Origin of the sequence: Microbacterium hydrocarbonoxydans (assembly GCF_900105205.1) — a bacterium.
Taxonomy (GTDB): domain Bacteria; phylum Actinomycetota; class Actinomycetes; order Actinomycetales; family Microbacteriaceae; genus Microbacterium; species Microbacterium hydrocarbonoxydans.
The window spans coordinates 254,819-277,651 of sequence record NZ_FNSQ01000005.1 but is presented as its reverse complement, the minus strand read 5'-3'; the positions used below and the strand labels follow the sequence as shown (position 1 = coordinate 277,651).

Below are 22,833 nucleotides of genomic sequence, written 5' to 3'. Positions count from 1 at the left end.
CTGACCCCCTGATACGACCTGATGAATGCTCTCAGCCTACGGTGCGAGTCGGCGATCAACCTGCGTCTTCGCCGCCACCGTCTCCGCCGTCGACGGGAGCCGCGGGCAGGATGATCGCGCCGGGCATCGGGTCGGACTGCTCCGACGGCCTGTCACTGCCGCAGAAGACGCGGAACGTCGCTGTGACGGTCTGTCCGGCCGTTCCGGGCACGATCTGCGTCGACAGGACGCTCGGGCCGAAGCTGCGGATCGACTCCCCGGCGTTACCACCGGAGAACGTCGCATTCGTCAGCGTGACCTCGAAGGCAGAGCGAGCGCCGGTGCCGGAGGGGCACTCGAAGCTCGGCCAGTTCAGCGTGACGGGCTGGCCCTCGGTCGGCTCACCGGCGAGCGTCGGCGTGCCGGAGGGCTTTCCGACCTGCACCGGCTCCTTGAACGTCGTCAGGGTGAGCGTGGTGCCCTCTGGCACATTCCCACCCGGCTGCACGGATTCGACGGTGCCGACCTGGTCGGGCGACGACGCGACGGTGTTGCCGACCACGCACTCGGCCTGCAGACCGGCGTTGATCGCCGCGGTCCGAGCGGCCTCGCACTGCATGCCTTCGAGGCCGAGAGCATCGACGTCGACCTGAGCGGGCTCTTCGGTCTCGACCTCTGTCGGCGTCGGCTTGGGAGTCGCGCTCGTGGTCGTCGACTTCGTGGGCTCGGGGTCGCCGTCTCCCTGGTTCATCAGGGCGAAGACGGTGCCGGCCAGCACGATCACGAGGAGGGCGATCAGAGCGATGAGAGGCCAGGTCCAGGGACTGCGCTTCTTCTTCTTCTTCTCGTCCTCGTCGACCGCATCCTCTCCGGTCGGGAGCTGTGCGGTCGTCGGCAGGATGCGCGTGGCCCCGTCGTCGCCGCTCGCGCTGAGCAGACGGGTCGCATCGTCGGATGCCACTCCACCGGTCGCGATGGCCGGGACGGCGATCGCTGCGGAGTTCAGGTCGCCACGGCGCAGTGCCTGTGCGGCGCGGGCCACGGTGGCGGAGGACGACGGACGGTCGGCCGGCTTCTTGGCGATCATCGCCATGACGAGGTTCTGCACCGGGATCGGCACGGTCGGCGGCAGCGGCGGGGGCTGCTCGTTGATCTGCGCCATCGCGATCGCGACCTGCGACTCACCCGTGAACGGGCGCTTGCCCGCGAGGCATTCGTAGGCGACGATGCCGAGCGAGTACGTGTCGGTGGCGGGGGAGGCGGGGTGGCCCGACGCCTGCTCCGGCGAGAGGTACTGCACGGTGCCCATGACCTGGCCGGTGGCCGTCAGCGGCACCTGGTCGGCGATGCGGGCGATGCCGAAGTCGGTGATCTTGACGCGGCCGTCGGGCGTGATCAGCAGGTTTCCCGGCTTGATGTCGCGGTGCACGAGACCAGCGGCGTGCGCCGCCTGCAGAGCGGATGCCGTCTGCGCGACGATGTCGAGCGTCTTGTCGGCGCTCAGGGCGCCATCGCGCTCCAGCACAGTCGACAGGGCCTCGCCGGGCACGAGCTCCATGACGAGGTAGGCGCTGCCGTTCTCCTCGCCGTAGTCGAAGACGCTCGCGATGCCCTCGTGATTGACGAGTGCGGCATGGCGCGCCTCAGCGCGGAACCGCTCGAGGAACCCGGGGTCCCCCATGTACTCGTCCTTGAGGATCTTGATGGCCACGGTGCGGCCGATGACGTGATCCGTCGCCTCCCACACCTCGCCCATGCCGCCGATCGCAATACGCGACTGCAGCTCGTAGCGACCACCGAACGACACACCCTGCGTCGGTCTCATCTGCCCAGCACCGCCTCTATGACCTTCTTCGCAATCGGAGCGGCGATGGTGTCGCCGGATCCTGACTGCCCTTGTCCACCGCCGTCTTCGACGAGGACCGCTACTGCAACCTCGGGGTCGTTCGCCGGCGCGAAACCGGTGAACCACAACGTGTACGGGTTGTCATCGTTCTCGGTCGTACCGGTCTTCCCGGCCACATCGACCCCGTCTATTCTTGCACCCTGAGCGGCGCCGTTTGAGACGCTCGCGACCATCGACGCCGTCACGTCGTCGGCCACCGTCGCTTCGAGGGCCCGACCGAACTCGGAGTCCTCGAAGGCGCGGACGACCGAGAGGTCGTTGCCGATGACCGTGTCGATCAGACGGGGGTTCATCACCACGCCGTCGTTCGCGATGCCGGCCGCCACCATGGCGATCTGCAGCGGTGTCGCGGTGACCTGACCCTGGCCGAATCCGGTCAGGGCGGTCTGCGCGTCGTCGAGGGCGCGGGGGTAGCTCGAGGGGGTCGATTCGAGGGGGGTGGCGAAGCTCTGGTTGAAGCCGAACTTCTCCGCCATCTCGCGGATCGCGTCGTCGCCCAGCTTCACGGCGAGCTCCGCCATCGGGATGTTGCAACTCAGCCGGATGGCCTCGGAGATCGTGACCGTGGCGCCGCTTCCGCAGGTGCCTCCCCACGCGTTCGCCACAGTGTTCGTGGAGCCGGGCAGCTGGTAGCGGGCGGGGTTCGGCAGAGTCGACGAGGGCGTGTAGTCGCCGGAGGCGTAGGCCGCGGCCGCGACGACGAGCTTGAACGTCGAGCCGGGAGGGTTGAGGTCGCCGGCGATCGCGCGGTTCGACAGCGGCTTGTTCGGATCCTCGTCGAGAATGTCGTAGGCGGAGTTCGCGGCATCCGCGTCGTGGCTGGCGAGCGAATTCGTGTCGAAGCCCGGTGTCGAGACCATGGCGAGGATGCGGCCGGTCTTCGGCTCGATCGCGACGACCGCGCCGTTGAGTCCCTCCAGGCCCTCGTAGGCGGCGCGCTGTGCGGCGCTGTCGAGAGTCAGCTCGACGCTGAATCCGCGCTGCGGCTGGCCGGACAGGATGCGCTCGATCTCGGCGAAGAACGCGCTCGAGCCGGTGCCGGACAGGTCGCCGTTCATCGCCCGCTCGATGCCCGTGGCCGACTGCAGCGCCGGGTTGAAGTAGCCGGTCACCGGCGCCCACATCGCGGCATCCGTGTAGACGCGCTGGAACTGGTAGCGATCGTCGGATGGCGTGGACGAGGCGATCGCCACGTCGTCGACGATGATCGAGCCGCGCTGGATCTCGTAGCTGTCGAGCAGGGTGCGCCGGTTGTTGCTGTTCTGGCCGAGCGAGTCGGCCTCGACGACCTGGATCCAGCTGGTCGCGGCGAACAGCGAGATGAACATGAACAGCATCACGATGCTGAGTCTGCGGAGTTCCTTCGTCATGTCAGCCGATCACCGCCCTGGGTTGACTGCGGACGCCGTCGGAGATGCGCAGCAGGATCGCCACGATCAGCCAGTTGGCGATGAGGGACGATCCACCCGCGGCGAGGAACGGAGTGGTGAGACCGGTGAGCGGGATGACCCTGGTCACACCGCCGACCATGATGAAGACCTGCAGCGCGATCGTGAAGGAGAGGCCGGTCGCGAGCAGCTTGCCGAAGTCGTCCTGCCCGGCGAGACCGATGCGGACGCCGCGGCTGACGAACACCATGTAGAGGCTGAGGATCGCGAACAGGCCGATCAGGCCGATCTCCTCGCCGAGGCTGGTGATGATGTAGTCGCTATGCGCGAGCGGAGTGACCTCGGGGCGACCCTGCCCCCAGCCAGTGCCGAGCAGTCCGCCATGTGCGAGGCCGAACAGTCCCTGCATGGGCTGGAAGCCGGCGCCGTCGGGGTCGACCTTCTCGGGGTCGAAGAGGAACAGCCAGTTCGTGAACCGCCCCTGCACGTAGCTGAGGATCTGCGTGGCGACGGCGACGCCGGCCGCGACCAGCGCGAGGCCGATGAGCACCCAGCTGGTCTTGCCGGTGGCCACGTAGAGCATCGCGACGAACATGCCGAAGATCAGGGTTCCGGTGCCGAGGTCGCGCTGGATCACGATGATGCCGAGCGAGATCGCCCAGACGACGAGCACGGGTCCGAGCTCCCGCATGCGGGGCCAGGTGATGCCGAGGAACCTGGTTCCCACCGAGGTGAGGCTCTCGCGGGTGCGCACCAGGTAGCCGGCGAAGAAGATCGCCAGGCAGATCTTCGCGAGCTCTCCCGGCTGGAACGCGAACATGCCGCCGAGTGACACCCACACCTGCGCGTTCGCGTCGGGGATGCGCAGTCCGGGCACGAAGGGCAGGAGCAGCAGCAGGATGCCGGAGAGGCCGAAGATGTACGTGTAGCGGAACAGCACCCGGTAATTGCGCAGCAGGATCACGACCGCGATCGCGCCGGCGAGGGAGATCGCGGTCCACGCGAGCTGCTTCGTCGAGTAGGCGTTCCAGCCGGTGAGCGACTGGGCGATGTCGATGCGGTAGATCATCGCGATGCCGAGGCCGGTCAGCAGGGTCGCGATCGGGAGGACGAACGGGTCCGCGTCCGAGGCGACGGCGCGCAGCACGAAGTGCACGGCGAAGGCCAGTACGGCCAGGCCGCCGCCGATCGCCAGGATCATCGGGTCGATGAGTCCGAGTGCGCCGAGCTGCACGAGGGTCAGGGATGCGCCGCTGAGCGCGACGGCGAACAGGAGCAGCCAGAACTCGCGGTTGCGCTGCGTCTGCGGCATCCGCATGCGCTTGAGCGCCTTGATGACGCTGGTGTCGGCCGTGACGTCGGTGCTCATCCGGCGTCCTCCGTCGGTGTCGGGCTCGGCGTGGGCAGGGGAGTGGGCAGCGGCGTCTCACCGGTCACGCGATCGGCTCCGGCCTGCAGACGCGTGACGATCGCCTCGGCGTCGGCGAACGAGCGTGCCGTGATGGTGCGCTCGACGGAATCGCGTTGATACGGCGGCAGATTCGCGAGCAGGATGTCGGTGTCGCGCAGCGGTGTCGACAGGGTGATCGGGCCGATGTTCTGTTGCACGCCCTGATAGATCACGACGCTGTCTTCATCGGCACCGACGAAGTAGCGGGTCTGGGTCCAGCTGTAGGCCGCAAAAGCGGCGAACACGAGCATCGCGATGACCACGAGCATCCCGGCGATCCAGCCGATTCGGCGACGCTTGGCGCGGCGCCGGTCCTCTTCGATCAGCTCCTCGAGGTACTCGGGGGCTGGCTCGAAATGGCTGGGCTCGTTCGCGGCCTGGCGCACCGGGTGCAGCCAGTTGCCGCGCGGGGCACGTACCGGGGGGACCGTGACGTTGGCGGGGTTCGACGCCGAGCCGACGATCGTCGCGGTGCCCGAGTGCATGGCGTGCTGGCCGCCGACCTCGACGAGGACGATCGTGACGTTGTCGGGGGCTCCGCCGTCGAGGGCCTGCTTCAGCAGGTTGTCGGCCGTGCGGCCGGGAGCCATCCCCATGCGCATCGCCTTGAGGATGTGCGCCTCGTCGACGACGCCCGAGAGTCCGTCCGAGCACAGCAACCAGCGGTCGCCGGGCTGGGTGTGCATGACGAACATGTCCAGCTCGGGGTCGGCGTCCATGTCGCTGAGCACGCGCATCAGCACAGAACGGCGCGGGTGGTAGCGAGCTTCCTCGGGAGTGATGCGCCCCGAGTCGACGAGCCGCTGCACGAAGGTGTGGTCGGCCGTGATCTGGGTGAGTGCGTCGTCGCGGTAGAGATAGATGCGCGAGTCGCCGATGTGGCCGATGACCGCGAAGTCGTCGACCATGATGATCGCGCTGAGGGTGGTGCCGAGGCCGGCGAGCTCCGGACGATCCTTCGCGGCGCGGATCAGGTCGCCGGCGGCCGTGGTCGCCGCGGCCTGCAGCGATGCCTGCGCGTCTTCGGTGGACGTGTACGGCTGGTCGAGCGGCTCCATCCGGTGGATCGCGAGGCTCGAGGCCACATCGCCTCCGGCGTGGCCGCCCATGCCGTCGGCGACGACGAAGAGGTTGGCCCCGGAGTATCCGGAATCCTGGTTGTTGGAGCGGACCTTCCCGGTGTGGGAGATCGCGGCGCTCGAGCCTTCGAAGACCATGCCCGGGTCAGGCTCGCAGCTCGAAGGTCGTGGCGCCCACCTTGATCGGAGTGCCGAGAGAGAGGCCGACCGGGCCGCCGGTCACCCGCTGACCGGCGACGAAGGTGCCGTTGGTCGAGTCCAGATCCTGGATGGCCCAGCTGTCTCCGCGCAGCAGCAGGCGCGCATGGTGGCTGGACGTGTAGTCGTCGCGGATCACGAGGGCGGACTCGCTCGAGCGCCCGATCGTGAGGGTGTCGGAGCCGAGGGGGAGTTCGAGCCCCGCCTTCGGACCCGACGTGATGACCAGGCGCTTGGCGGTCGCGACGGTCGCGGGGCCGGTGCTCGGCTTCGAGGAGGAGGGACGGGATGCCGCCGCCGGTGCCGGCGCGGCGCTCGCCGCCGGGCCCTCGGTCGGGAGCTTGCGCACCTTCATGCCGAAGAGGTCGGCTCGCAGCGAGTACACGACGCCGAACACGAAGAACCACAGCAGCAGCAGGAAGCCGACGCGCAGCAGCAGGAGGACGAGTTCACTGGGAGTGCTCACGAGAGGGCTCCGAACGCACGGGTCGCGTCGTCGTCACGGGGCCGCGGCGGGCGTGACGGAGTCGTGACGGGGACGATGCGGAACACCAGATCGGTGCGTCCGATGGTCAGAGTCGTGTCGGAGGAGAGCGACGCCTCGCGCACCTTCTGCCCGTCGACCTTGGTGCCGTTGGTCGAGCCGAGGTCGCGCATCATGGCGCGCTCGCCGTCCCACAGCACCTCGACGTGCTTCCGGCTGGAGCCTGCATCCGCGATGGTGATGTCAGCATCCGTGCCGCGTCCGATAATCGTGCGCGCACGGGTCAGCGAGTGACGGCGCCCGTCGACGTCGATCACGGCCTGCCAGTTGACCCGGCCCTCGACCGTGCCGGAGCTGACGTGGACGGTGCCGGTCGCGATCTTGTCGTCGGCTTCGAGGCTGATCGACAGCGGGCCGGAGAAGCTGTATCCCTGCGACTTGGCGTGCTTCGTGAGCAGCGCGTGCAGTTCATCGGTGAGTGCGCCGCCGAGGCCCCGCATCCGCTCGGCGTCGTCGGTGCTGAGTCCCACGACGTAGCTGTTGGGCGTGATGATGCGGTCGCGGCTCACCACAGCCGCCTTGGTGTCTGCTTCACGCCGAAGCGCCGAAGCGATCTCCACGGGCTGGATGCCGCTGCGGAAGGTCTTCGCGAAGGCGCTGTTCACAGCGCGCTCGAGACCCTTCTCAAAGCTGTCAAGTAGTCCCACTGGGCTCCTCTGGCATACCGACCGGTACGCACATCGTAGCCAGGTGTGCTGGGTGAACGCCCTCGCGAGGCGGGAAACCGCCGAGAATCCGGGGCGGGAGGGGTGGTGGCGGTCCGGGGTGCGGCCTCCCTTCCTTGCCTTTCCGGCGGCGGATGCGGAGGGTGCCGGCCTCGGTTTCTTGGCAGGGCGGAACGCGTGATATCTTTGGGAAGTTGAGTTCTTCGGAACGAGACGACTCGCGCGAGTGGCGGAATGGTAGACGCGCTGGCTTCAGGTGCCAGTGTCCTTATGGACGTGGGGGTTCAAGTCCCCCCTCGCGCACAGCGAGGTGTTATTAGGTTTCTAGCATCACGATGTTTATGAAAGTGGCCTGAGTTCGTTTACGAGCTCAGGCCACTTTTTTGTCCAGGTCAGCCAGCATTTTCTGGCTCTGACCCTCTGGCATCGGTCGGAATGTGGTTCATCGGTGAAGCCCGAGCAACCGAACGGTATCGCAGAGGAGCGAACCTGCGCGTCGACGACCTCACGCGCATCGCCTTCCTAGCGCTGCAGAGATCGCGCCGAGGTCGGAGACGACTCCCGCGTCAACACCCGGAACACGGACTGAACCTCCACGGGGCGACGGAACCGCGACAGCGGGCTCGGACATACCGAAGCAAATCCATCCCTATCGGAGGAGCTTCCCGTGCCCGCTCGATTCTCGTTCGCATCCGCAGCGCTCATCACCCTGCTCGCTGTGGCCACGCCCGCATCGGCTCTCGCAGACACCGCCTCGGAGGAGCCGGCGGCCTGCGCCGTCGGCGGCATCGCCGTACCTGACGGACAGCCCCTCCCTGACGACATCCCTCTGGTGATGTCCTGTTTCGATTCGGTCGAAGAGGCGGAGCAGTTCATCGAAGACGGCGCCCCCGGCGCCCTCGACCAGCTGCAACCCGCAGAGGAGTCCGCACGCTCTGCTCGCGCGGCCGCTTCGACGGTCATCGTGGGGAAGGCGTGGACCGGGGTCTCTCGGGCCGGTACGGTCCTCATCCACTATGGATCCGGCAGCGGATGCCACGCATCGACGTACGGATTCCCGACCATCGCCTCCGCCTGGAACAACAACGTCCGCTCGGCCGAAGGCCTCAACAACTGCTGGTCGACGCAGTATGACGGCACGAGCTACACCGGCGCCAAGATCACATGCACGTCGTACTGCGCGACGCTGGGAGCGTTGGCTGGCAAGACTTCGTCGATCGTCTATCGGCCCGCAGGGACCTGGGGCTGATCCGCATCCTGCTACCCCTGGAAGGGATGCAGCCTGAGGACCGAGCACTCGATGGTGCCGGGCACGACGGCGGCTTCGCCCTCGTCGGTCACGCACGTCGTGTACTCGGAGGGCGCAGTACCGGGGGAGGGGGTGGCGGAGAGTTCGTCGTTGTCGGCGAACGCGCCCCCTTCCCACATCTGGGTGCAGAGGGCTTCAGCGTCTTCGATGGCGACGACGCCGTCCGGGGTGGCGATGCTGGCCGCCGCACCCGACAGCGACCCGTCGGCGTTTCGGTACGGACCTTCGAGGCAGTAGACCACGCCGGTCTCGCTCACGGGTTTCTCGTCGAGGAGGACCACCGCGGCGACACCAGCGCCGGCGACGGACAGGATGCCGGCAGCGATCGCCACGCGCCCCCAGATGGTCTTCCACCACTTCGGACGCGACAGATCCCGACGCATCTGCTCGATGAGGAGGTCCTGCACTTCCCGGTGGTGCGGCATGCGATCACTCACGCGTGTGCCTCCTCTGCTGCTGGGGCGTAGTCATGCAGCTGACCTCTCAGCCGGTTCTTCACCCGTGAGAGACGGGACTTGACCGTACCTTCCGGGATGCCCAGGACGACGGCGGCTTCGGCGATGGGCAGCTCATGGATGACGCAGAGCACGACGACGCCCGCTTCGCGGGGATTCAGCTGCAGCAGTGCTTCGCGGACGCTCTCCGAGATCTTCAGCGCATCCATCGCGCGGGCGACCTCCTCGGCATGGTCGGGAACCTGCTCCTCGTGAGGGATGCGGTTGAGCAGACGCTGATATCGGCGATGCGAGCGCAAGCTGTTCTTGGCGGCGAACGACGTCGTGGCGAGCAGCCACGGCAGCACAGATCCGTCGACCATGCGGACCTTGTCCCGCTTGCGCCACAGTTCGAAGAACGCCGTCGCCGCGACCTCTTCGGCATCCCAACTGGTGCGCATCAACACGAGCGACATCCTGAAGACCGGCGCCTGATGGCGATCGTGCAGCATGCGGTAGGCCGGCTCGTCACCGCGCGACAGGCGAAAGAGAAGCTCCCCGTCGCTCGGCGCATCGCGTTCGAGCCTGTCCGACAAGATTCCACCTCACACGTCACGGTCCCTGCGCTGATCCGTGACACGAGTCTACGTCCCGCATCCTCTGCAGAGTCCGTGGCGGGCCTCGTCAGGCCGCCGCGGACTCCGCAGTCCTCAAGGAAAGGCGGTGAGCTCGGCATGCGTCCCGAGGAGACCGCTGCAGATATCGGTGACACTGCGCCCGGAGGGTCTCGTACGTCCCGTAGCCGCAGTGCATCGCGATCTCCGACATCGGCACTCGAGGATTGCGGGCCGCCAGGATCACGACGTGCCGCACCCGCTGCCGGCCCAGCATCTCCGCTACTCCGGGTCCTCCGCTGAACGCCCGGTCGAGTTGTCTTCGGGACACGAAGAGCTCGCGGGCGAGCCAGTGCGGGTTCACGGCGGGATTCCTCGAATGCGCCTCGATGAGAGCGACGCACCGCTCGCGCAGAGCGGCCAGATCATGGGACCTCATATAGAGGAATGTCCGGCAGCGAGCGGGTGGTTCCACATCCGCTCATTTGTCATCCGACGCTCTTCGTGATGATGTGATCCAGTGAGACCGCCAGCTTCCCCCCAGAGCGACCCGACCACCGAGCCCACGTCGTCGGCCCGACCACGTCGCCGTCGCCGGCGCGTGATCGGCTGGATCAGCGCGCTGATCGTCGTCGCTCTCGTCGCGGTCGGTGCGGTGGTCTACGCGCAGCTGCAGGGCAACATCCAGACCGCCCCGCTACGCCCAGGGACCGAGGAGCCGGCGCTCGCGACGGGAGACCTCAACATCCTCCTCCTGGGCTCCGACTCGCGGGCGCTCGCATCGGATGGCTTCGGCGAGGACGACGGCAGCGAACGCAGCGACGCCATGGTGCTCGCTCACATCTCCAGCGACAGCACTCGGATCGACGCCGTGCAGCTGCCGCGCGACACGGTGGGGGATCTTCCCGCGTGCGAGGACACCGGGAGCGGCTCGTTCGAGGGCGGCTGGGCGATGCTGAACTCCGCGTTGCAGTACGGACCCGCGTGCTCGGTCGCCGCCGTCGAACAGCTCACGGGGGTGCCGATCGATCACTTCGTGCAGATGGACTTCGAGGGGTTCATCGGGATGGTCGATGCGATGGGCGGCATCGACGTGTGCCTTCCCGAGCCGCTGCAGGACGGCCACGCACGCCTCGATCTGCCCGCCGGGGCGCAGTCGATCAACGGCGACCAGGCCCTCGCGCTGGCTCGGACCCGCCACGCACTCGCCGAGGAGAGCGACATCGCGCGCCTCGGCCACCAGCAGATGGTGCTCTCGGCGATCGTGCAGAAGGCCACCAAGTCCGACGTGCTCGTCCGGCCCGACCGGCTCTATGCCTTCCTCGACGCGGTGACGTCATCGATGACCGTCGACCCCGGACTCGGTGCGCTGACCGACCTCGCAGGCCTCGCCGCACGGGTCGCGAACGTCCCGATGAGCAGCGTCACCTTCCTCACGATGCCCACCACGGAGGCTCCACAGGATCCGAACCGGGTCGTTCCCACCGCGGATGCCGACGTCATCTTCCGTGCGCTCATCGACGACGCGCCGATCGTGCTCGCGACCGACGAGGCCGAGCCCGACGTCATGGTGCGCACCGCACCGGTGCAGATCCTCAACGGCGCGGGTGTGAGCGGTCTCGCCTCGCGCGTCTCCGAAGACGCCACGGGGTACGGCTACGTCGTCGCGGGCATCGCGAATGCCGACCCGGCAGCCGCCACGGTGATCACCGCCGCCGACACCCCGGAGGCGCAGCAGACCGCGCAGGCGCTCGCCGCAGAGCTGGGCATCGCCGTGACGGTCCAGACCGGAGACGTCGACGGCGTGCAGCTCCTCCTCGGTGCCGACTACACCGAGCTGACGTCACAGCCTCGGGAGACGCCGCCCCCGTCGCGGCCGGTCGACGCGGTCAGCCGCAGCGCTGACACCGACCTCTGCGCCGGATGATCGGCGTGGGGTGATCGGCGCGGGGTGATCCGGAGCGGGTGGACGCCTAGCCGGCGGAATTCTTCGCTGAAAGCTGTCGGAACGACTCGCCGGGGTATCCCCTTCCTCCCATGATCCCTCTCGTGCGGTCCGGCTTTGCGGCCGACAGCGCACAAAAACCCGGTCTCCTGCATCTTGCGTGCTGCTCCCGCCTCGAGACTCGGGCGTATCCGCATTCGATTGCCATGCCGAAAACGGTCCAGCCGAGTTCCGGCGCGTTTCGGTTTCGGCAGGGGGTTTCGGCGGATCAATCGACGTCGTGTCGCGATTCGGTCGTACGCGACGACGACACCGCCGCAAACGATCGATTTCGGCGGGCGCTGAAGCCATCTTCGCGTGACCCATGCAGCGCGAGCGTCCCAGCACGGGGAGGAGATTCACGCGGACATGGCAAGCAGGTGACTACGGTAAAGACGAGATGAGTTTGCGGAGGTCAAGCACCAGGGGACTGTCCACGGGGAAGCTCCGGGCGGGGATACCGGATGATCTGAATGAGGCCCAGGCCCACGCCGATGCCGATGGAGATATCCGCGATGTTGCCAATGAAGAGGTTGCCGTAGGCGAGGAAATCGGTCACATGACCGATGCCAAACCCGGGCGGGGCAAGGAGTCGATCGATGAGGTTCCCCATCGCTCCGCCCCAGACGAATCCGATAGCCACCGCCCACGCGATCGACTTCGATCGCCACGCAACGTAGACCAGCGCGATCGTCGCTGCAACTCCGATCACAGTAAACACCCACGTGCTCCCCGACCCGAGCGACATGACTGTGCCGGGATTGAATGCAAGTTGGAGGCCCAGCAGATCACCAACTAGGGGAATGCGCTCGTTCTCGCTGAGCTGGGTCAGGGCTAAAGCCTTCGAACCCTGGTCGATCACGGTCATACTGAACGCGATCAGGAGCGCAACAACCAGCCTCCGACTTCGATTCCGCCTCACCATGTGCCGCTCGTGCGGGAGGGGCGGTGTGCGGCTGCTCGGTGGCCGGGCCCGGATATCGAAGTGTGCATGATGGAGATTCCTTGACGTCGAGCGCTGCACTAGCGGGTAGACCCAGGTAGTCGAGACGCTTCGGATCGCGCCTTGTCGGATGATCTGGCGCCGTAGCCGATCATACATCCAAGCGTGTATATTCATTGAGTGCTGACTATTACCACTCGCTTGGACGTGATGAATCGCCTCGGCCGCGCTATGGCCGACTCGACGCGATCACGCATTCTTATGTCGCTGCTTGACGGCCCGATCTATCCGGCGGCGCTCGCCCGCGAGCTGGGTCTGAGCCCATCGAACGTCTCCAACCATCTCACTTGCCTCCGTGACTGCGGCATCGTCGTGGCAGAGCCCGAGGGGCGGCGCACTCGATACGAGGTCGCAGATCCTCGGCTGACCACGGCGCTGACCGCTCTACTGGACACGACCCTGGCCGTGGATCACGAGGCCGAGTGCATCGACCCCACCTGCACAGTTGCGGACTGCTACACGACGGAGGTCAACGCATGATCTTCCTCTCCATCCTCCAAGCAGTTGGTCTGTTCCTGGTAACGAACATCGACGACATCATCGTGCTCTCGCTGTTCTTCGCCCGAGGGGCGGGCCAACGAGGTACAACGACCCGGATTCTGCTCGGACAGTATTTGGGCTTCGCTGGCATCCTCGGCGCCGCCGTACTCGTTGCTCTCGGCGCAGGAGCGTTCCTCCCCCCTGAAGTCATTCCCTACTTCGGCCTCATCCCCCTGGGTTTGGGTCTCTGGGCGGCATGGCAGGCCTGGCGCAATCGCGACGAAGACGATGACGACGAGGGCAAGATCGAAGGAAAGAAGGTCGCGGTCTGGGCTGTGGCCGGGGTCACCTTCGCCAACGGCGGTGACAACATCGGCGTCTACGTCCCCGTGTTCCTCAGCGTGGGCCCTGCCGCGGTCGTCGCGTACTGCGTGGTGTTCCTGGCCCTCGTTGCGGTCCTGGTCGTTGTCGCAAAGTTCATCGCTACTCGTCGACCGATCGCGGAGATTCTGGAACGTTGGGAGCACGTGCTGTTCCCGCTCGTTCTGATCGGTCTGGGCATCTTCATCCTGGTTAGTGGTGGCGCATTCGGGCTGCGATGAGCCGAGCACAGATGACACGGTCGACTGAGCCAGATCAGGTGACCACCAGGGCGAGCAGCGGGGCACCTCCTGCTGCTCGCTCGCGTGCTGCGTGGGCGATGGTCGGTGTCGGCGTGTCCGTGATTGCGGCACTATTGCTGATCGAAGTTTTTGCGCCGACGTTCTTCCCGGTTTCCCTCCCGACCCGCGCGCAGGACGGCCTCACACTCGCTGTCAGCGTCCTCATTGAGTCGATGCCATTCGTCACGCTCGGCGTGGTCTTGTCGATCATCGTGCAGGTGTGGATTCCCGCCGGGGTGCTCGAACGTTGGATGCCGCGACGGGCATGGCTGCGTCGGATGGTGCTCTCGCTCCTGGGCATGTTCGTCCCCGTCTGCGAATGCGGCAACGTGCCGTTTGCTCGGGGGCTGCTGATGCGCGGCTTCACTGTCCCTGATGCGCTCACTTTCTTGATCGCAGCCCCGATCGTCAACCCGATCGTCATTCTCACGACCCACCAGGCCTTCGGATTCGATGACGGCATTCTGATTGCGCGCCTTCTCGGCGGCTACGCGATCGCCAACCTCATCGGCTGGCTGTACAGCCGTCACCCCGATCCGGGAACTCTCCTCACTGACCAGTTCCGTGACGCGTGCGACAGGGCCGCCCACGAGTCAGGCAGCCGTGGCCGCGGTCGGCGTAGCCTCACCCAGTTCGTCGTCGAGTTCCGCGCAGTCATGCCCGCACTCGTGATTGGCTGCGCCCTAGCCGGTGCTATCCAGGTGCTAATCCCCCGTGAGGTTCTCCTGTCTGTCGGATCCAATCCCGTCATGTCGATCGTGGCAATGATTCTGCTCGCGATGGTCGTATCGATCTGTTCGAACGTGGATGCGTTCTTTGCCCTGTCGTTCGCGTCATTCTTCTCCGCAGGATCAGTCGTCGCCCTCCTCCTCGTCGGCCCCCTCGTCGACGTCAAAATGCTCGCTCTCCTGCGCACCACGTTTAGCACCCGGACTCTCGCGGGCATCGTGGCAATCGTGCTCCTCGCAGCCTTCACGATCGGGCTGGGACTCAACGTATTGGCGTAGCGGCGATGACGGGTTCCGAGTCGATGGATCGCCATTCGAGCCCTCGAGGCTCCGAGTGGATAATGCCCGATGGGGGACAAGCCAGAAACGCCTGCCGAAAGCAGGTACCGGCGAGCGCTAGCGGCAGGCGTCTAAGGACGTGGGATGCGAGCTCGCCGGAAACGATCGTTATCGGCGGATCCCAGAAGCGAGCTCGGGCTCACCCGATCGCGTCGGAACGCATCCCAACAAGCGCAAAACAGTCAGCCGACCAACACGAAACACGAGGATGATTGACGTTATGAACATCGAGCTGCTGCACATTGCTCGTTGCCCTAGTTGGGTAGAGGCCGGCCGCCGTGTTTCCGAGGCGCTCCGAGAGGCCGGTCACGATGGATCAGTGCTGCGTTATCGACTCATCCAAACCGAGGAAGATGCAGCGGCAGTACAGTTTGCGGGGTCCCCCACAATCACTCTGAACGGGAACGATCTTTTCCCGGGTTCGGATCGCAGCGACGACTTGGCTTGCCGCGTCTACAACACACCTGCTGGGCTAGCGGGGATGCCGACCGTTGAACAGATTCGAGAGGCGATCACCGCTTATGTCGACTGAACTTGATGTCGCCTGTTCGTGCTGCGGCCGGCACCTGCCGCGCAGAAGGCTGCACGCGCTCGGGGAGGATCGCGCTTTCATCTGCCGTCGATGCGGTTGGTGGGTAGCGCTTCGCCTACGCCGCGACCGCCCGTCTGCGTAGTCGTTCGACGGCTCGTGGATGACCGTCGTCTCGCAGCCGATTGAGGCGCAGCCGAAAGCCCCTGCCATAAGGGATTTCCGGACAGCGTTATCGGCAACTGCTCACGGTCGCAGAACGGGCACGCGCCGGAAACGATCGTTTACGGCGGTCTCGCCAAACCTCCACGCGTGTTGCGTGCGGGGTCAACCTGGGCACCGCTGAACCCGCGGCGCTTCGGAGTCCGAGCGCGCCCCCTCTGACAACTGACTAGTTGTTGAGCCGCTCGAGGATGTCGTTCATCTGGTCGATCTCTTCTTGTTGTGAAGAGATGATCTGCTTGCACAGGTCTTGGATTTCCGGGTCGCTGATGTCTGACTGCTCACATACCAGAATCGCTCGCGAATGGTGCGGGATCATGGAGCGGAGGAACTGGTCGTCACCGACGAAGGCTTCTGCGCGGCCCATGAAGAACGCGACGAGAAATAGTGCGGCGAAGCCTACGGGCAGCCCGACGTTCACCGCCTTGTTCGGGAACATCTTCCACATGACGATGAGCATGATGATGCCCATGGGGAACACCATCATCAGAGCCATGTATAGGTTGCTGATGTTGAGGAAGAGGTCATCGAGGACGTTGATCATCGCGAACGTGAGGAAGTACATCACGATGAAGCTGAGCGTCAGGGAGATGGCGAGTTTGAGGTAGCTCGACATTCCGCCGTGGTCTTGTTCGTGAGATTCCGGTACGGGCGGGCGTGCCCCGCTGTCGGCGTGGTGCTGTGTCATAGCGTCTCCAGCAGCGCAGTGCAGGCTTGTTCGCAGCGCCGGCATGCCTCGGCGCAGATCGTGCAGTGCTCGTGCATGGTGTGCTGTTCGCACTCGTTGGCGCAGCTCGTGCAGGCCGTTCGACAGGCTTCGAGCGCGGCGCGGGTGAGGTTGGCGTCGTACCCGGTGTGGCGGGAGAGGATGCGGGCTGTGGTGGCGCAAAGGTCTGCGCAGTCCAGGTTCGTGCGGATGCATTTGGTCAGGTCAGCGACCATGTCCTCGCTGAGGCAGGCGTCGGCACACGCGGTGCAGGCTTGCGCACATTCCAGACACGCGTCGATGCACTCAGCAAGCTTCTCGTGATCGATTCCGCCTAGGTCTTTCGGGTAGGTACGGAGCATTTCCTCGGTAGTAGACATGAGGGGTCCTTTCGTGAGCCACGAGTTTCGTGAGCCACGAAGGTACGCTCGCGTCCTCCACTCATTGAGGCCCTTGAGTACCCCGCCGGGGTGTGTTAGCTGTGGTGGGCCGCGTTCGCGCGAGTCTCCGCCGCGACTCCGGATACTCGGGACGGCACGGCCGGCGAATCGCGGTTCGCAGCGTGAGTGAGTGCAGACAAAGTACTCACGTCGGGAATGGAATCGGAACCACTTGAGTTGTATACCCCCAGGGGGTATCTTCGAATCATGAACGGGTATGACGGAAACAAGGACGATCTGCGCAAGCGGTTGAACCGTGTCGAGGGTCAGGTGCGAGGTATTGCCCGGATGGTCGATGAGGACAAGTACTGCATCGACATTCTCACCCAGGTTTCTGCGGCGACGAAGGCCCTGGAGACGGTCGCCTTGTCGCTGCTCAGCGATCACCTGAGTCACTGCGTCGCCGAAGCGAGCGCCACAGGCGGGGCGGTCGCTGCAGAAAAGGTCCGCGAGGCCAACGAAGCCATCGCCCGCCTGGTCCGTTCATGACCCCCACGTCTGTCTAGTTGAAGGAGAACATACGCATGACTGATCGCATCGAACTCGGGCTAAAGGACGCGAACGCGGGCTGTGCATGCTGCGCTGCCCCTCGAGCACGGAGACATCCGCACCTGTGACGTCAGCGGTTACGCAGGACGTGCTGGTCGAGGGAATGACGTGCTCGCATTGTGTGTCGAGCGTCAGTGAGGAACTGAGCGGTGTCGACGGCGTCGAGTCCGTCACCGTAAATCTGAATGCTGGCGGCCCGTCCCGGGTGACCATTCACAGCACCAGCCCTGTCGACCCCGCTGCCGTGCAGGCTGCGGTTGAAGAGGCCGGCTACGCCCTCGCGACCAACCACGCCTGAGTCGCACCTGAGAGCGTCCGGCCCGACCCGGGCGGATTCGAGCAAGGAGTTCCGATGAGCCAGCACGACGACCGCACCGCACATGCCAAACACGGCGGGGCGCCCACGACAGAGCACGACCACGCGGCGATGGGCCACGACCACGGCGCATCACCAGAACACACAGGTCACGGCGGGCACGAGGGTCACGGCGGCCACGGAGATCACGTGGGCCAGTTCCGGCGACTGTTCTGGATCATGCTGCTCCTCGCGGTGCCCGTGGTCGGGTTCTCGACGATGTTCTCAATGATCCTCGGCTATCCGTTGCCCGATGCCGCGTGGGTCGCGTGGATCTCCCCGGTTCTCGGAACCGTAATGTACGTGTGGGGCGGGACCCCGTTCCTCACCGGCGCGGTGAGTGAACTTCGTGCCCGCAAACCCGGGATGATGCTTCTGATCGCCCTCGCGATCACCGTGGCATTCCTCGCCTCGTGGGGTGCGAGCCTCGGCCTGCTGCACCACGAGCTGGACTTCTGGTGGGAGCTGGCCCTCCTCATCGTGATCATGCTGCTCGGGCACTGGATCGAGATGCGCTCCCTCGCACAGACGACATCGGCGTTGGACTCCCTGGCCGCGTTGCTGCCCGACGAGGCCGAAAAGATCGACGGTGACACCACCGTCACGGTCGCACCTTCCGACCTGCAGGTGGGCGATGTCGTGGTCGTTCGCCCCGGCGGGCGGATTCCTGCGGACGGGCGGATCGTGCAGGGCTCGGCCAGCATGGACGAGTCGATGATCACCGGAGAATCCAGGCCGGTACGCCGCAGCGGCGGTGACCCGGTGATTGCCGGCACCGTTGCCACCGATTCAGGCGTGCGGGTGGAGATCACCGCCATCGGCGAAGACACCGCTCTCGCGGGCATTCAGAAGCTCGTGACGGAGGCGCAGAGTTCATCATCGCGGGCGCAGCGGCTCGCGGATAAGGCGGCGGGCTGGCTGTTTTGGTTCGCGCTCGGCGCTGCCGCGATCACCGCGATTGTCTGGACTCTCGTCGGGCAGCCCGACGCTGCGGTGATCCGCACGATCACGGTGTTGGTGATCGCCTGCCCGCACGCTCTGGGTCTCGCGATCCCGCTTGTCGTGTCGATCGCGACGGAACGCGCCGCCCGAGGAGGCGTGCTGATCAAGGATCGCCTCGCACTGGAAAGCATGCGCACCGTCGACACGGTCCTGTTCGACAAGACCGGCACGCTCACCAAGGGCACCCCTGCCGTGACCGCAATCGATCCCGTCACAGGCACCGACGCCGATCAGTTGCTGTCGTGGGCTGCGGCCGCGGAAGCCGACTCCGAGCACCCCCTCGCCCGTGCGATCGTCAACGCGGCGAAAGAGAAAAACCTCACCGTTCCACGCTCGACCGACTTCGAATCCTCCCCCGCCGTTGGGGTACGTGCCCGTGTCGATGGACGTGTCGTGCAGGTGGGTGGCCCGTACATGCTCGAGCAAGAACACGCCGCCGAGCTGCCGGTTGCCGACGAGTGGCGCGGTGAGGGTGCGATCATCCTCCACGTGCTCGTCGACGGTCAGGTGACGGGCGCGCTGCGCCTCGCGGATGAGATCCGCTCCGAGTCGCGTCACGCGGTCGATGCGCTTCACGAGCGCGGCGTGCAGGTGGTCATGATCACCGGTGACGCTGACGCGGTCGCCGCGTCCGTCGCCGGCGAGCTGGGTATCGACCGGTACTTCGCCGGAGTCCGTCCGGAGGACAAAGCCTCCAAGGTGAAAGAACTGCAAAACGAAGGCCGCAAGGTCGCGATGGTCGGTGACGGCGTGAACGACGCCCCCGCCCTCGCCCAGGCGGACGTGGGGATTGCGATCGGTGCAGGAACGGACGTCGCGATCGCCTCCGCGGGTGTCATCCTCGCCAGCGACGACCCCCGATCGGTGATCTCCGTGATTGAGCTGTCGCGGGCCAGTTACCGGAAGATGAAGCAGAACCTCTGGTGGGCCGCCGGGTACAACCTTCTCTCGGTGCCGTTGGCTGCCGGTGTGCTCGCCCCCGTCGGGTTCGTGTTGCCGATGTCGGTCGGTGCGGTGTTGATGTCCCTGTCCACGATCGTTGTCGCGCTGAATGCGCAGTTGCTGCGACGGCTGGACCTCAGCCCGGACGCCGTCGTCGACAAGTAGGCGTCAGGGGCGGCGGCGACGTACCCTGGAAGAAAGGGAGGTGGGACAGTGTTGATGACGATCGCACGGCGCGTGCAAGACCAGCGCACCCTCACCCGCACCCTCCTGACCGTCGTCGCCGTCGCCTTTTCCGTGATCTTCGGGCTTCTGGCGATGCACTCGATGAACACGCACACCATGCCCTCCGGGCACAGTGAGACCATCGCCGTCGCACCCGCGCATGCCGACGCTCACCCCGCACACGCCTCAGGCGACGCCGCAGCGGTGGTCGAGGCGGGGTGCGCCACGTGTTCTGACGATCACGGCATGGCGTGGATGGCCTGCGTTCTCGCGCTCCTCATTGTCGTCGTGCTGCTCGCCCGGCCGTCCGCCTGGTGGCGAGCCGTCGCGCACTCCCTGGGAACGCCCGTGTCCCGCCTACACCTCCGGGATGCGCTGCATCCGCTGCGGCCTCCGTCTCTCACCGTTCTCTGCATCAGTCGCACGTGATGGCAGGCGCGCCCGCCTTCTGCGGGTAACGCCCTTGCCCAGCCTCTCTCGCTGGGCACCCTCATCGACTTTTGGAGAACCCATCATGAAGACCCGTTTTGCGGCGACCGCCGCACTCACCCTCGCTGCAGTGCTTGGACTCGCCGGCTGCGCCGGTAACACCTCGGGCGGCGGCGACATGCCCGGTATGAACCACGAAAGCAGCAGCTCCGCCCCGGCCTCCGCGGACGCCAATGACGCCGACATCATGTTCGCCAGCATGATGAAGGAGCACCACGCCCAGGCCATCGACATGTCCGACATGCTTCTCAGCAAGGAGGGCGTCGACGAACGTGTCGTCGCCCTTGCGGAAGAGATCAAGGCCGCGCAGGAGCCCGAAATCCAGAAGATGGACCAGTGGCTCGAAGAGTGGGGCGCTGACACTTCCGACATGGAGGGAATGGATCACGGCGGCGGCATGATGTCCGAAGAGGACATGCAGGCTCTCGAGGACGCCACCGGTGCGGACGCCAGCCGCCTGTTCCTCGAGCAGATGATTCAGCACCACGAGGGTGCCGTCGAGATGGCCCAAGAAGAGGTCGACAACGGCCAGAACAGCGACGCGATCGCTCTGGCCGAGACGATCATCGAGGCGCAGACCACGGAGATCGCCACAATGAAAGATCTCCTCGACGCACTCTGATCCACCTTCGGGGGTGCGGCGCTCGCCCGCACCCCCGAACTGGCCTTCTCGCATTAACCCACGCCACCGCGCTGGCGCCATGTCGCGACTCTCATTCGCGTACCGCGCGCACCCGCATGCACTTCTTCACGTCGGAGTCTCATGAACCGCCACTCGCCCCTACCCGCTCTCGCGATCGCTCTCGTAGCAGTCGCCCTCACCGGCTGCGCCGCGCCGCAGGCCTCCGGCACCAACGCGGTCCCCCCCGTTATCCAACACATTCACAGTGTTGCCGCTGACCCCCGCGGTGAGGACCTCTTCGTAGCCACCCACGGAGGACTCTTCACCCTCACGCCCGAGGGTGCGATCACCGGCCCCATCGGAGGCTACGACTTCGACGCGATGGGCTTCACCGTCCTCGACGATGCCCTCTTCGCATCCGGGCACCCGGGCACGCAGACACCCTCAGAGCTCGGCTCACCCAACCTCGGCGTCATTCGCAGTGACGACTTCGGGGAATCGTGGTCACCGATCGCGCTCACTGGCAGCACAGACTTCCATGTCCTCACCGCCGGACCAGACGGCACTCTCTACGGGATCGCGTCCGATGACGTCGATCTGCTCATCAGCACTGACGACGGTCTCGAATGGACCCGCGGCGCAACACTTGCCGCGGCAGACCTCGCCGCCAACGGCGACGGTCTCTACGCGGCCTCAGAAGAAGGACTGCTCCTCAGCACCGACAACGGCGCCACCTTCACCCCCATCGCCGACGCCCCCCTGCTCTACACACTCGACGCCAAACCCAATGGCTCGCTCGCAGGAGTCGGAACCGACGGTGCCCTCTGGTCACAGAACACCGAAGGAACATGGCAACGCCTCGACGCGCTTCAAGGGGCCGCTCAGGCCTTCACCGCGATCGATGACGAACGCTTCATCGTTGTCGACGACCGAGGCATCGTCCAGATCACAGCCGACGACACAACCATCCTCGCCCCCGCCCGGTAGAGAACGCCACCACCAGAACGGCCACCAATGGTCCCCCGCCGCAATCCCTTCCGCCGCATATCCGTCTTCATCGCGTGCGCCACAGTCCTCGCCTTGCTTCTCGCCCTTGCGAGCTTCTACCTCATCGGAGCCATATTCAGATGACCCGCCACCTGCACCCAGCTCGGCACCGTCCACCAGTACACGTTCCCACGCGCACCAGCCACGTGTCCCCACAGCGGCGTCACGATCGCCTCGTACGTGTCGGGGCCTTCCTTCTCCTGGCCGCCGTCGCACTGATCGCGGCTCATCTCCTCATCGACACAACCGTTCCAGACCAATGGTCACTCTGGGCATACACGCTTGGAAGCTACGAAACAGCGTTCATCCTCGCAATCGTCGGACTGGCGCTCGTGCTGCGTGAGCCCCCGGGAGGCGCGGATGAATCTCAATGACTACTGGACCAACGCCTTTTGGTCCGTCATCCCCACGATCGCCGTCGTCGCAGCATTCTGGTTCGTCCTGCGGTCCATCATCAGAGCCGACCGCAACGAACGAAAAGCACACGCCAAGATCGAGCAACAACTCCGCGCGGAACGAAACCAACCACGCCAACTCGCATCGACGGACGACGAGCAAGATCAGCTACCTGAACGCCGGAAACGTCTACCGAAAGCAGATACCGGCGAACGTTAACGGCGGGCGTACGATGACGTGCGACGCGAGCTCGCCGGAAACGATCGTTTGCGGCCGGTAGTTCAGCAGCTGTTCACGTGACGACGGCGGCAGCGACGCCGTACGTTGACGACATGGTCGAAGCGCTCGTGGCGGTAGCCGTGGTGGTGAGTCTCTTCATCAGTGCCATCGTGTGGAGACTCGGCAAAGCTCGACGCGAGCGCACTTTCCAGCACGGCGACACCGCGAGAGCCGGCAGAGCAGCGGAGATCGACGGCGACGAAGCAGCGCGCCGGGCGCTTGACCGAACAGCCTGGTCGAGGATGTACGGTCCTTGATCACCCTCTGC

At 65.8% G+C, this 22,833-nt stretch carries 27 protein-coding genes and 1 tRNA gene; 15 read left to right on the top strand and 13 right to left on the bottom strand.

What is annotated here, in order from left to right:
• Window positions 1-55: 55 nt before the first annotated feature.
• Genes BLW44_RS01590 through BLW44_RS01565 form a run of 6 tightly spaced genes read right to left on the bottom strand, consistent with a single transcriptional unit; the run spans window position 56 to window position 7,191 of the window.
• Window positions 56-1,804 carry a protein kinase domain-containing protein gene (locus tag BLW44_RS01590; protein ID WP_074731525.1) on the bottom strand — a complete coding sequence of 583 codons (1,749 nt, stop codon included), beginning with the start codon at window positions 1,802-1,804 and terminating at the stop codon, window positions 56-58.
• Window positions 1,801-3,255 carry a peptidoglycan D,D-transpeptidase FtsI family protein gene (locus BLW44_RS01585; RefSeq protein WP_060926239.1) on the bottom strand — a complete coding sequence of 485 codons (1,455 nt, stop codon included), beginning with the start codon at window positions 3,253-3,255 and terminating at the stop codon, window positions 1,801-1,803. Before BLW44_RS01585 ends, BLW44_RS01590 begins: the two co-directional genes overlap by 4 nt.
• Window position 3,256: 1 nt before the next feature.
• On the bottom strand, window positions 3,257-4,642 hold the full coding sequence (locus BLW44_RS01580; RefSeq protein ID WP_060926240.1) for an FtsW/RodA/SpoVE family cell cycle protein: 1,386 nt from the start codon (window positions 4,640-4,642) through the stop codon (window positions 3,257-3,259).
• Window positions 4,639-5,940 (bottom strand): PP2C family protein-serine/threonine phosphatase, encoded by a 1,302-nt coding sequence (locus tag BLW44_RS01575; protein ID WP_060926241.1) that lies wholly within the window; start codon window positions 5,938-5,940, stop codon window positions 4,639-4,641. The genes BLW44_RS01580 and BLW44_RS01575 overlap by 4 nt, the downstream gene beginning before the upstream one ends.
• Window positions 5,941-5,947: 7 nt before the next feature.
• The gene (locus BLW44_RS01570; RefSeq protein ID WP_060926242.1) at window positions 5,948-6,466 is read right to left on the bottom strand and encodes an FHA domain-containing protein FhaB/FipA; all 519 of its coding nucleotides are present in this window, start codon (window positions 6,464-6,466) and stop codon (window positions 5,948-5,950) included.
• Window positions 6,463-7,191 carry an FhaA domain-containing protein gene (locus tag BLW44_RS01565; protein ID WP_060926243.1) on the bottom strand — a complete coding sequence of 243 codons (729 nt, stop codon included), beginning with the start codon at window positions 7,189-7,191 and terminating at the stop codon, window positions 6,463-6,465. Before BLW44_RS01565 ends, BLW44_RS01570 begins: the two co-directional genes overlap by 4 nt.
• A 238-nt stretch (window positions 7,192-7,429) precedes the next feature.
• On the opposite strand from BLW44_RS01565, the gene BLW44_RS01560 reads away from it, so the two are divergent.
• Together BLW44_RS01560 and BLW44_RS01555 are read left to right on the top strand one after the other, a co-directional pair.
• A tRNA-Leu gene (locus BLW44_RS01560) sits at window positions 7,430-7,512 on the top strand.
• 364 nt (window positions 7,513-7,876) lie between these two features.
• On the top strand, window positions 7,877-8,458 hold the full coding sequence (locus tag BLW44_RS01555; RefSeq protein ID WP_060926244.1) for a hypothetical protein: 582 nt from the start codon (window positions 7,877-7,879) through the stop codon (window positions 8,456-8,458).
• Window positions 8,459-8,469: 11 nt separating this feature from the next.
• Here the strand turns inward: BLW44_RS01555 and BLW44_RS01550 are convergent, their stop codons facing one another.
• The 3 genes from BLW44_RS01550 to BLW44_RS18630 form a co-directional block, all read right to left on the bottom strand.
• Complete coding sequence (locus BLW44_RS01550) at window positions 8,470-8,955, bottom strand: hypothetical protein (RefSeq protein WP_139305216.1); 486 nt, start codon at window positions 8,953-8,955, stop codon at window positions 8,470-8,472.
• The gene (locus BLW44_RS01545) at window positions 8,952-9,464 is read right to left on the bottom strand and encodes an RNA polymerase sigma factor (RefSeq protein ID WP_139305215.1); all 513 of its coding nucleotides are present in this window, start codon (window positions 9,462-9,464) and stop codon (window positions 8,952-8,954) included. The genes BLW44_RS01550 and BLW44_RS01545 overlap by 4 nt, the downstream gene beginning before the upstream one ends.
• 172 nt (window positions 9,465-9,636) lie before the next feature.
• The gene (locus tag BLW44_RS18630; RefSeq protein WP_060926247.1) at window positions 9,637-10,005 is read right to left on the bottom strand and encodes a helix-turn-helix domain-containing protein; all 369 of its coding nucleotides are present in this window, start codon (window positions 10,003-10,005) and stop codon (window positions 9,637-9,639) included.
• Between the two features lie 81 nt (window positions 10,006-10,086).
• Between BLW44_RS18630 and BLW44_RS01535 the strand changes: the two genes are divergently transcribed.
• A complete protein-coding gene (locus BLW44_RS01535) occupies window positions 10,087-11,493 on the top strand; it encodes an LCP family protein (protein WP_083389564.1) in 1,407 nt (468 codons plus the stop codon).
• A gap of 472 nt (window positions 11,494-11,965) precedes the next feature.
• On the opposite strand, the gene BLW44_RS01530 is transcribed toward BLW44_RS01535, so the two are convergent.
• Window positions 11,966-12,418 (bottom strand): signal peptidase II, encoded by a 453-nt coding sequence (locus BLW44_RS01530; protein WP_227751423.1) that lies wholly within the window; start codon window positions 12,416-12,418, stop codon window positions 11,966-11,968.
• Between the two features lie 255 nt (window positions 12,419-12,673).
• On the opposite strand from BLW44_RS01530, the gene cmtR reads away from it, so the two are divergent.
• From cmtR to BLW44_RS01510, 4 genes are all read left to right on the top strand, one after another.
• A complete protein-coding gene (cmtR, locus tag BLW44_RS01525; protein WP_025103725.1) occupies window positions 12,674-13,033 on the top strand; it encodes a Cd(II)/Pb(II)-sensing metalloregulatory transcriptional regulator CmtR in 360 nt (119 codons plus the stop codon).
• Window positions 13,030-13,635, top strand: coding sequence for a cadmium resistance transporter (locus tag BLW44_RS01520; RefSeq protein WP_060926248.1), 606 nt, complete (start codon window positions 13,030-13,032; stop codon window positions 13,633-13,635). The genes cmtR and BLW44_RS01520 overlap by 4 nt, the downstream gene beginning before the upstream one ends.
• A gap of 98 nt (window positions 13,636-13,733) precedes the next feature.
• A complete protein-coding gene (locus BLW44_RS01515; protein ID WP_245647366.1) occupies window positions 13,734-14,702 on the top strand; it encodes a permease in 969 nt (322 codons plus the stop codon).
• A gap of 280 nt (window positions 14,703-14,982) precedes the next feature.
• Complete coding sequence (locus BLW44_RS01510; protein ID WP_074731985.1) at window positions 14,983-15,294, top strand: thioredoxin family protein; 312 nt, start codon at window positions 14,983-14,985, stop codon at window positions 15,292-15,294.
• Between the two features lie 388 nt (window positions 15,295-15,682).
• Here the strand turns inward: BLW44_RS01510 and BLW44_RS01505 are convergent, their stop codons facing one another.
• Both BLW44_RS01505 and BLW44_RS01500 read right to left on the bottom strand, forming a co-directional pair.
• Window positions 15,683-16,201, bottom strand: coding sequence for a DUF305 domain-containing protein (locus BLW44_RS01505; protein ID WP_245647367.1), 519 nt, complete (start codon window positions 16,199-16,201; stop codon window positions 15,683-15,685).
• A complete protein-coding gene (locus BLW44_RS01500) occupies window positions 16,198-16,599 on the bottom strand; it encodes a four-helix bundle copper-binding protein (protein ID WP_060926251.1) in 402 nt (133 codons plus the stop codon). The genes BLW44_RS01505 and BLW44_RS01500 overlap by 4 nt, the downstream gene beginning before the upstream one ends.
• Before the next feature lie 267 nt (window positions 16,600-16,866).
• On the opposite strand from BLW44_RS01500, the gene BLW44_RS01495 reads away from it, so the two are divergent.
• From BLW44_RS01495 to BLW44_RS01470, 6 genes are all read left to right on the top strand, one after another.
• Window positions 16,867-17,148 carry a metal-sensitive transcriptional regulator gene (locus BLW44_RS01495; RefSeq protein ID WP_060926252.1) on the top strand — a complete coding sequence of 94 codons (282 nt, stop codon included), beginning with the start codon at window positions 16,867-16,869 and terminating at the stop codon, window positions 17,146-17,148.
• Between the two features lie 85 nt (window positions 17,149-17,233).
• Window positions 17,234-17,506: a heavy-metal-associated domain-containing protein gene (locus BLW44_RS01490; protein ID WP_338061377.1), complete on the top strand. Its 273-nt coding sequence runs from the start codon at window positions 17,234-17,236 to the stop codon at window positions 17,504-17,506.
• Window positions 17,507-17,635: 129 nt separating this feature from the next.
• Entirely contained in the window at window positions 17,636-19,672 is a 2,037-nt protein-coding gene (locus tag BLW44_RS01485; protein ID WP_245647370.1) for a heavy metal translocating P-type ATPase, read from the top strand.
• A gap of 54 nt (window positions 19,673-19,726) precedes the next feature.
• Window positions 19,727-20,161 (top strand): DUF6153 family protein, encoded by a 435-nt coding sequence (locus BLW44_RS01480; RefSeq protein ID WP_067121011.1) that lies wholly within the window; start codon window positions 19,727-19,729, stop codon window positions 20,159-20,161.
• Window positions 20,162-20,246: 85 nt separating this feature from the next.
• Complete coding sequence (locus BLW44_RS01475; protein WP_060926255.1) at window positions 20,247-20,843, top strand: DUF305 domain-containing protein; 597 nt, start codon at window positions 20,247-20,249, stop codon at window positions 20,841-20,843.
• A gap of 141 nt (window positions 20,844-20,984) precedes the next feature.
• The gene (locus BLW44_RS01470) at window positions 20,985-21,830 is read left to right on the top strand and encodes a F510_1955 family glycosylhydrolase (RefSeq protein WP_060926256.1); all 846 of its coding nucleotides are present in this window, start codon (window positions 20,985-20,987) and stop codon (window positions 21,828-21,830) included.
• A 116-nt stretch (window positions 21,831-21,946) separates the two neighbouring features.
• Here BLW44_RS01470 and BLW44_RS17905 read toward each other — a convergent pair whose 3' ends face one another.
• Complete coding sequence (locus BLW44_RS17905; RefSeq protein WP_157519569.1) at window positions 21,947-22,120, bottom strand: hypothetical protein; 174 nt, start codon at window positions 22,118-22,120, stop codon at window positions 21,947-21,949.
• Window positions 22,121-22,250: 130 nt separating this feature from the next.
• Between BLW44_RS17905 and BLW44_RS01465 the strand changes: the two genes are divergently transcribed.
• Both BLW44_RS01465 and BLW44_RS01460 read left to right on the top strand, forming a co-directional pair.
• Window positions 22,251-22,505, top strand: a complete 255-nt coding sequence (locus BLW44_RS01465; RefSeq protein WP_074731521.1) for a hypothetical protein — start codon at window positions 22,251-22,253, stop codon at window positions 22,503-22,505.
• A gap of 113 nt (window positions 22,506-22,618) precedes the next feature.
• Complete coding sequence (locus BLW44_RS01460; protein ID WP_139305214.1) at window positions 22,619-22,822, top strand: hypothetical protein; 204 nt, start codon at window positions 22,619-22,621, stop codon at window positions 22,820-22,822.
• The last annotated feature ends 11 nt before the right edge of the window (window positions 22,823-22,833 follow it).

What these genes read in the sequence shown, in the direction of transcription:
- BLW44_RS01590 (WP_074731525.1), bottom strand. Translation starts at nt 1,804, where the DNA reads ATGAGACCGACGCAGGGTGTGTCGTTCGGTGGTCGCTACGAGCTGCAG.
- BLW44_RS01585 (WP_060926239.1), bottom strand. Translation starts at nt 3,255, where the DNA reads ATGACGAAGGAACTCCGCAGACTCAGCATCGTGATGCTGTTCATGTTC.
- BLW44_RS01580 (WP_060926240.1), bottom strand. Translation starts at nt 4,642, where the DNA reads ATGAGCACCGACGTCACGGCCGACACCAGCGTCATCAAGGCGCTCAAG.
- BLW44_RS01575 (WP_060926241.1), bottom strand. Translation starts at nt 5,940, where the DNA reads ATGGTCTTCGAAGGCTCGAGCGCCGCGATCTCCCACACCGGGAAGGTC.
- BLW44_RS01545 (WP_139305215.1), bottom strand. Translation starts at nt 9,464, where the DNA reads ATGCTGCACGATCGCCATCAGGCGCCGGTCTTCAGGATGTCGCTCGTG.
- BLW44_RS18630 (WP_060926247.1), bottom strand. Translation starts at nt 10,005, where the DNA reads ATGAGGTCCCATGATCTGGCCGCTCTGCGCGAGCGGTGCGTCGCTCTC.
- BLW44_RS01530 (WP_227751423.1), bottom strand. Translation starts at nt 12,418, where the DNA reads ATGACCGTGATCGACCAGGGTTCGAAGGCTTTAGCCCTGACCCAGCTC.
- BLW44_RS01520 (WP_060926248.1), top strand. Translation starts at nt 13,030, where the DNA reads ATGATCTTCCTCTCCATCCTCCAAGCAGTTGGTCTGTTCCTGGTAACG.
- BLW44_RS01515 (WP_245647366.1), top strand. Translation starts at nt 13,734, where the DNA reads ATGGTCGGTGTCGGCGTGTCCGTGATTGCGGCACTATTGCTGATCGAA.
- BLW44_RS01510 (WP_074731985.1), top strand. Translation starts at nt 14,983, where the DNA reads ATGAACATCGAGCTGCTGCACATTGCTCGTTGCCCTAGTTGGGTAGAG.
- BLW44_RS01505 (WP_245647367.1), bottom strand. Translation starts at nt 16,201, where the DNA reads ATGACACAGCACCACGCCGACAGCGGGGCACGCCCGCCCGTACCGGAA.
- BLW44_RS01500 (WP_060926251.1), bottom strand. Translation starts at nt 16,599, where the DNA reads ATGTCTACTACCGAGGAAATGCTCCGTACCTACCCGAAAGACCTAGGC.
- BLW44_RS01495 (WP_060926252.1), top strand. Translation starts at nt 16,867, where the DNA reads ATGAACGGGTATGACGGAAACAAGGACGATCTGCGCAAGCGGTTGAAC.
- BLW44_RS01490 (WP_338061377.1), top strand. Translation starts at nt 17,234, where the DNA reads ATGCTGCGCTGCCCCTCGAGCACGGAGACATCCGCACCTGTGACGTCA.
- BLW44_RS01485 (WP_245647370.1), top strand. Translation starts at nt 17,636, where the DNA reads ATGGGCCACGACCACGGCGCATCACCAGAACACACAGGTCACGGCGGG.
- BLW44_RS01480 (WP_067121011.1), top strand. Translation starts at nt 19,727, where the DNA reads ATGACGATCGCACGGCGCGTGCAAGACCAGCGCACCCTCACCCGCACC.
- BLW44_RS01475 (WP_060926255.1), top strand. Translation starts at nt 20,247, where the DNA reads ATGAAGACCCGTTTTGCGGCGACCGCCGCACTCACCCTCGCTGCAGTG.
- BLW44_RS01470 (WP_060926256.1), top strand. Translation starts at nt 20,985, where the DNA reads ATGAACCGCCACTCGCCCCTACCCGCTCTCGCGATCGCTCTCGTAGCA.
- BLW44_RS17905 (WP_157519569.1), bottom strand. Translation starts at nt 22,120, where the DNA reads ATGAGCCGCGATCAGTGCGACGGCGGCCAGGAGAAGGAAGGCCCCGAC.
- BLW44_RS01465 (WP_074731521.1), top strand. Translation starts at nt 22,251, where the DNA reads ATGAATCTCAATGACTACTGGACCAACGCCTTTTGGTCCGTCATCCCC.
- BLW44_RS01460 (WP_139305214.1), top strand. Translation starts at nt 22,619, where the DNA reads ATGGTCGAAGCGCTCGTGGCGGTAGCCGTGGTGGTGAGTCTCTTCATC.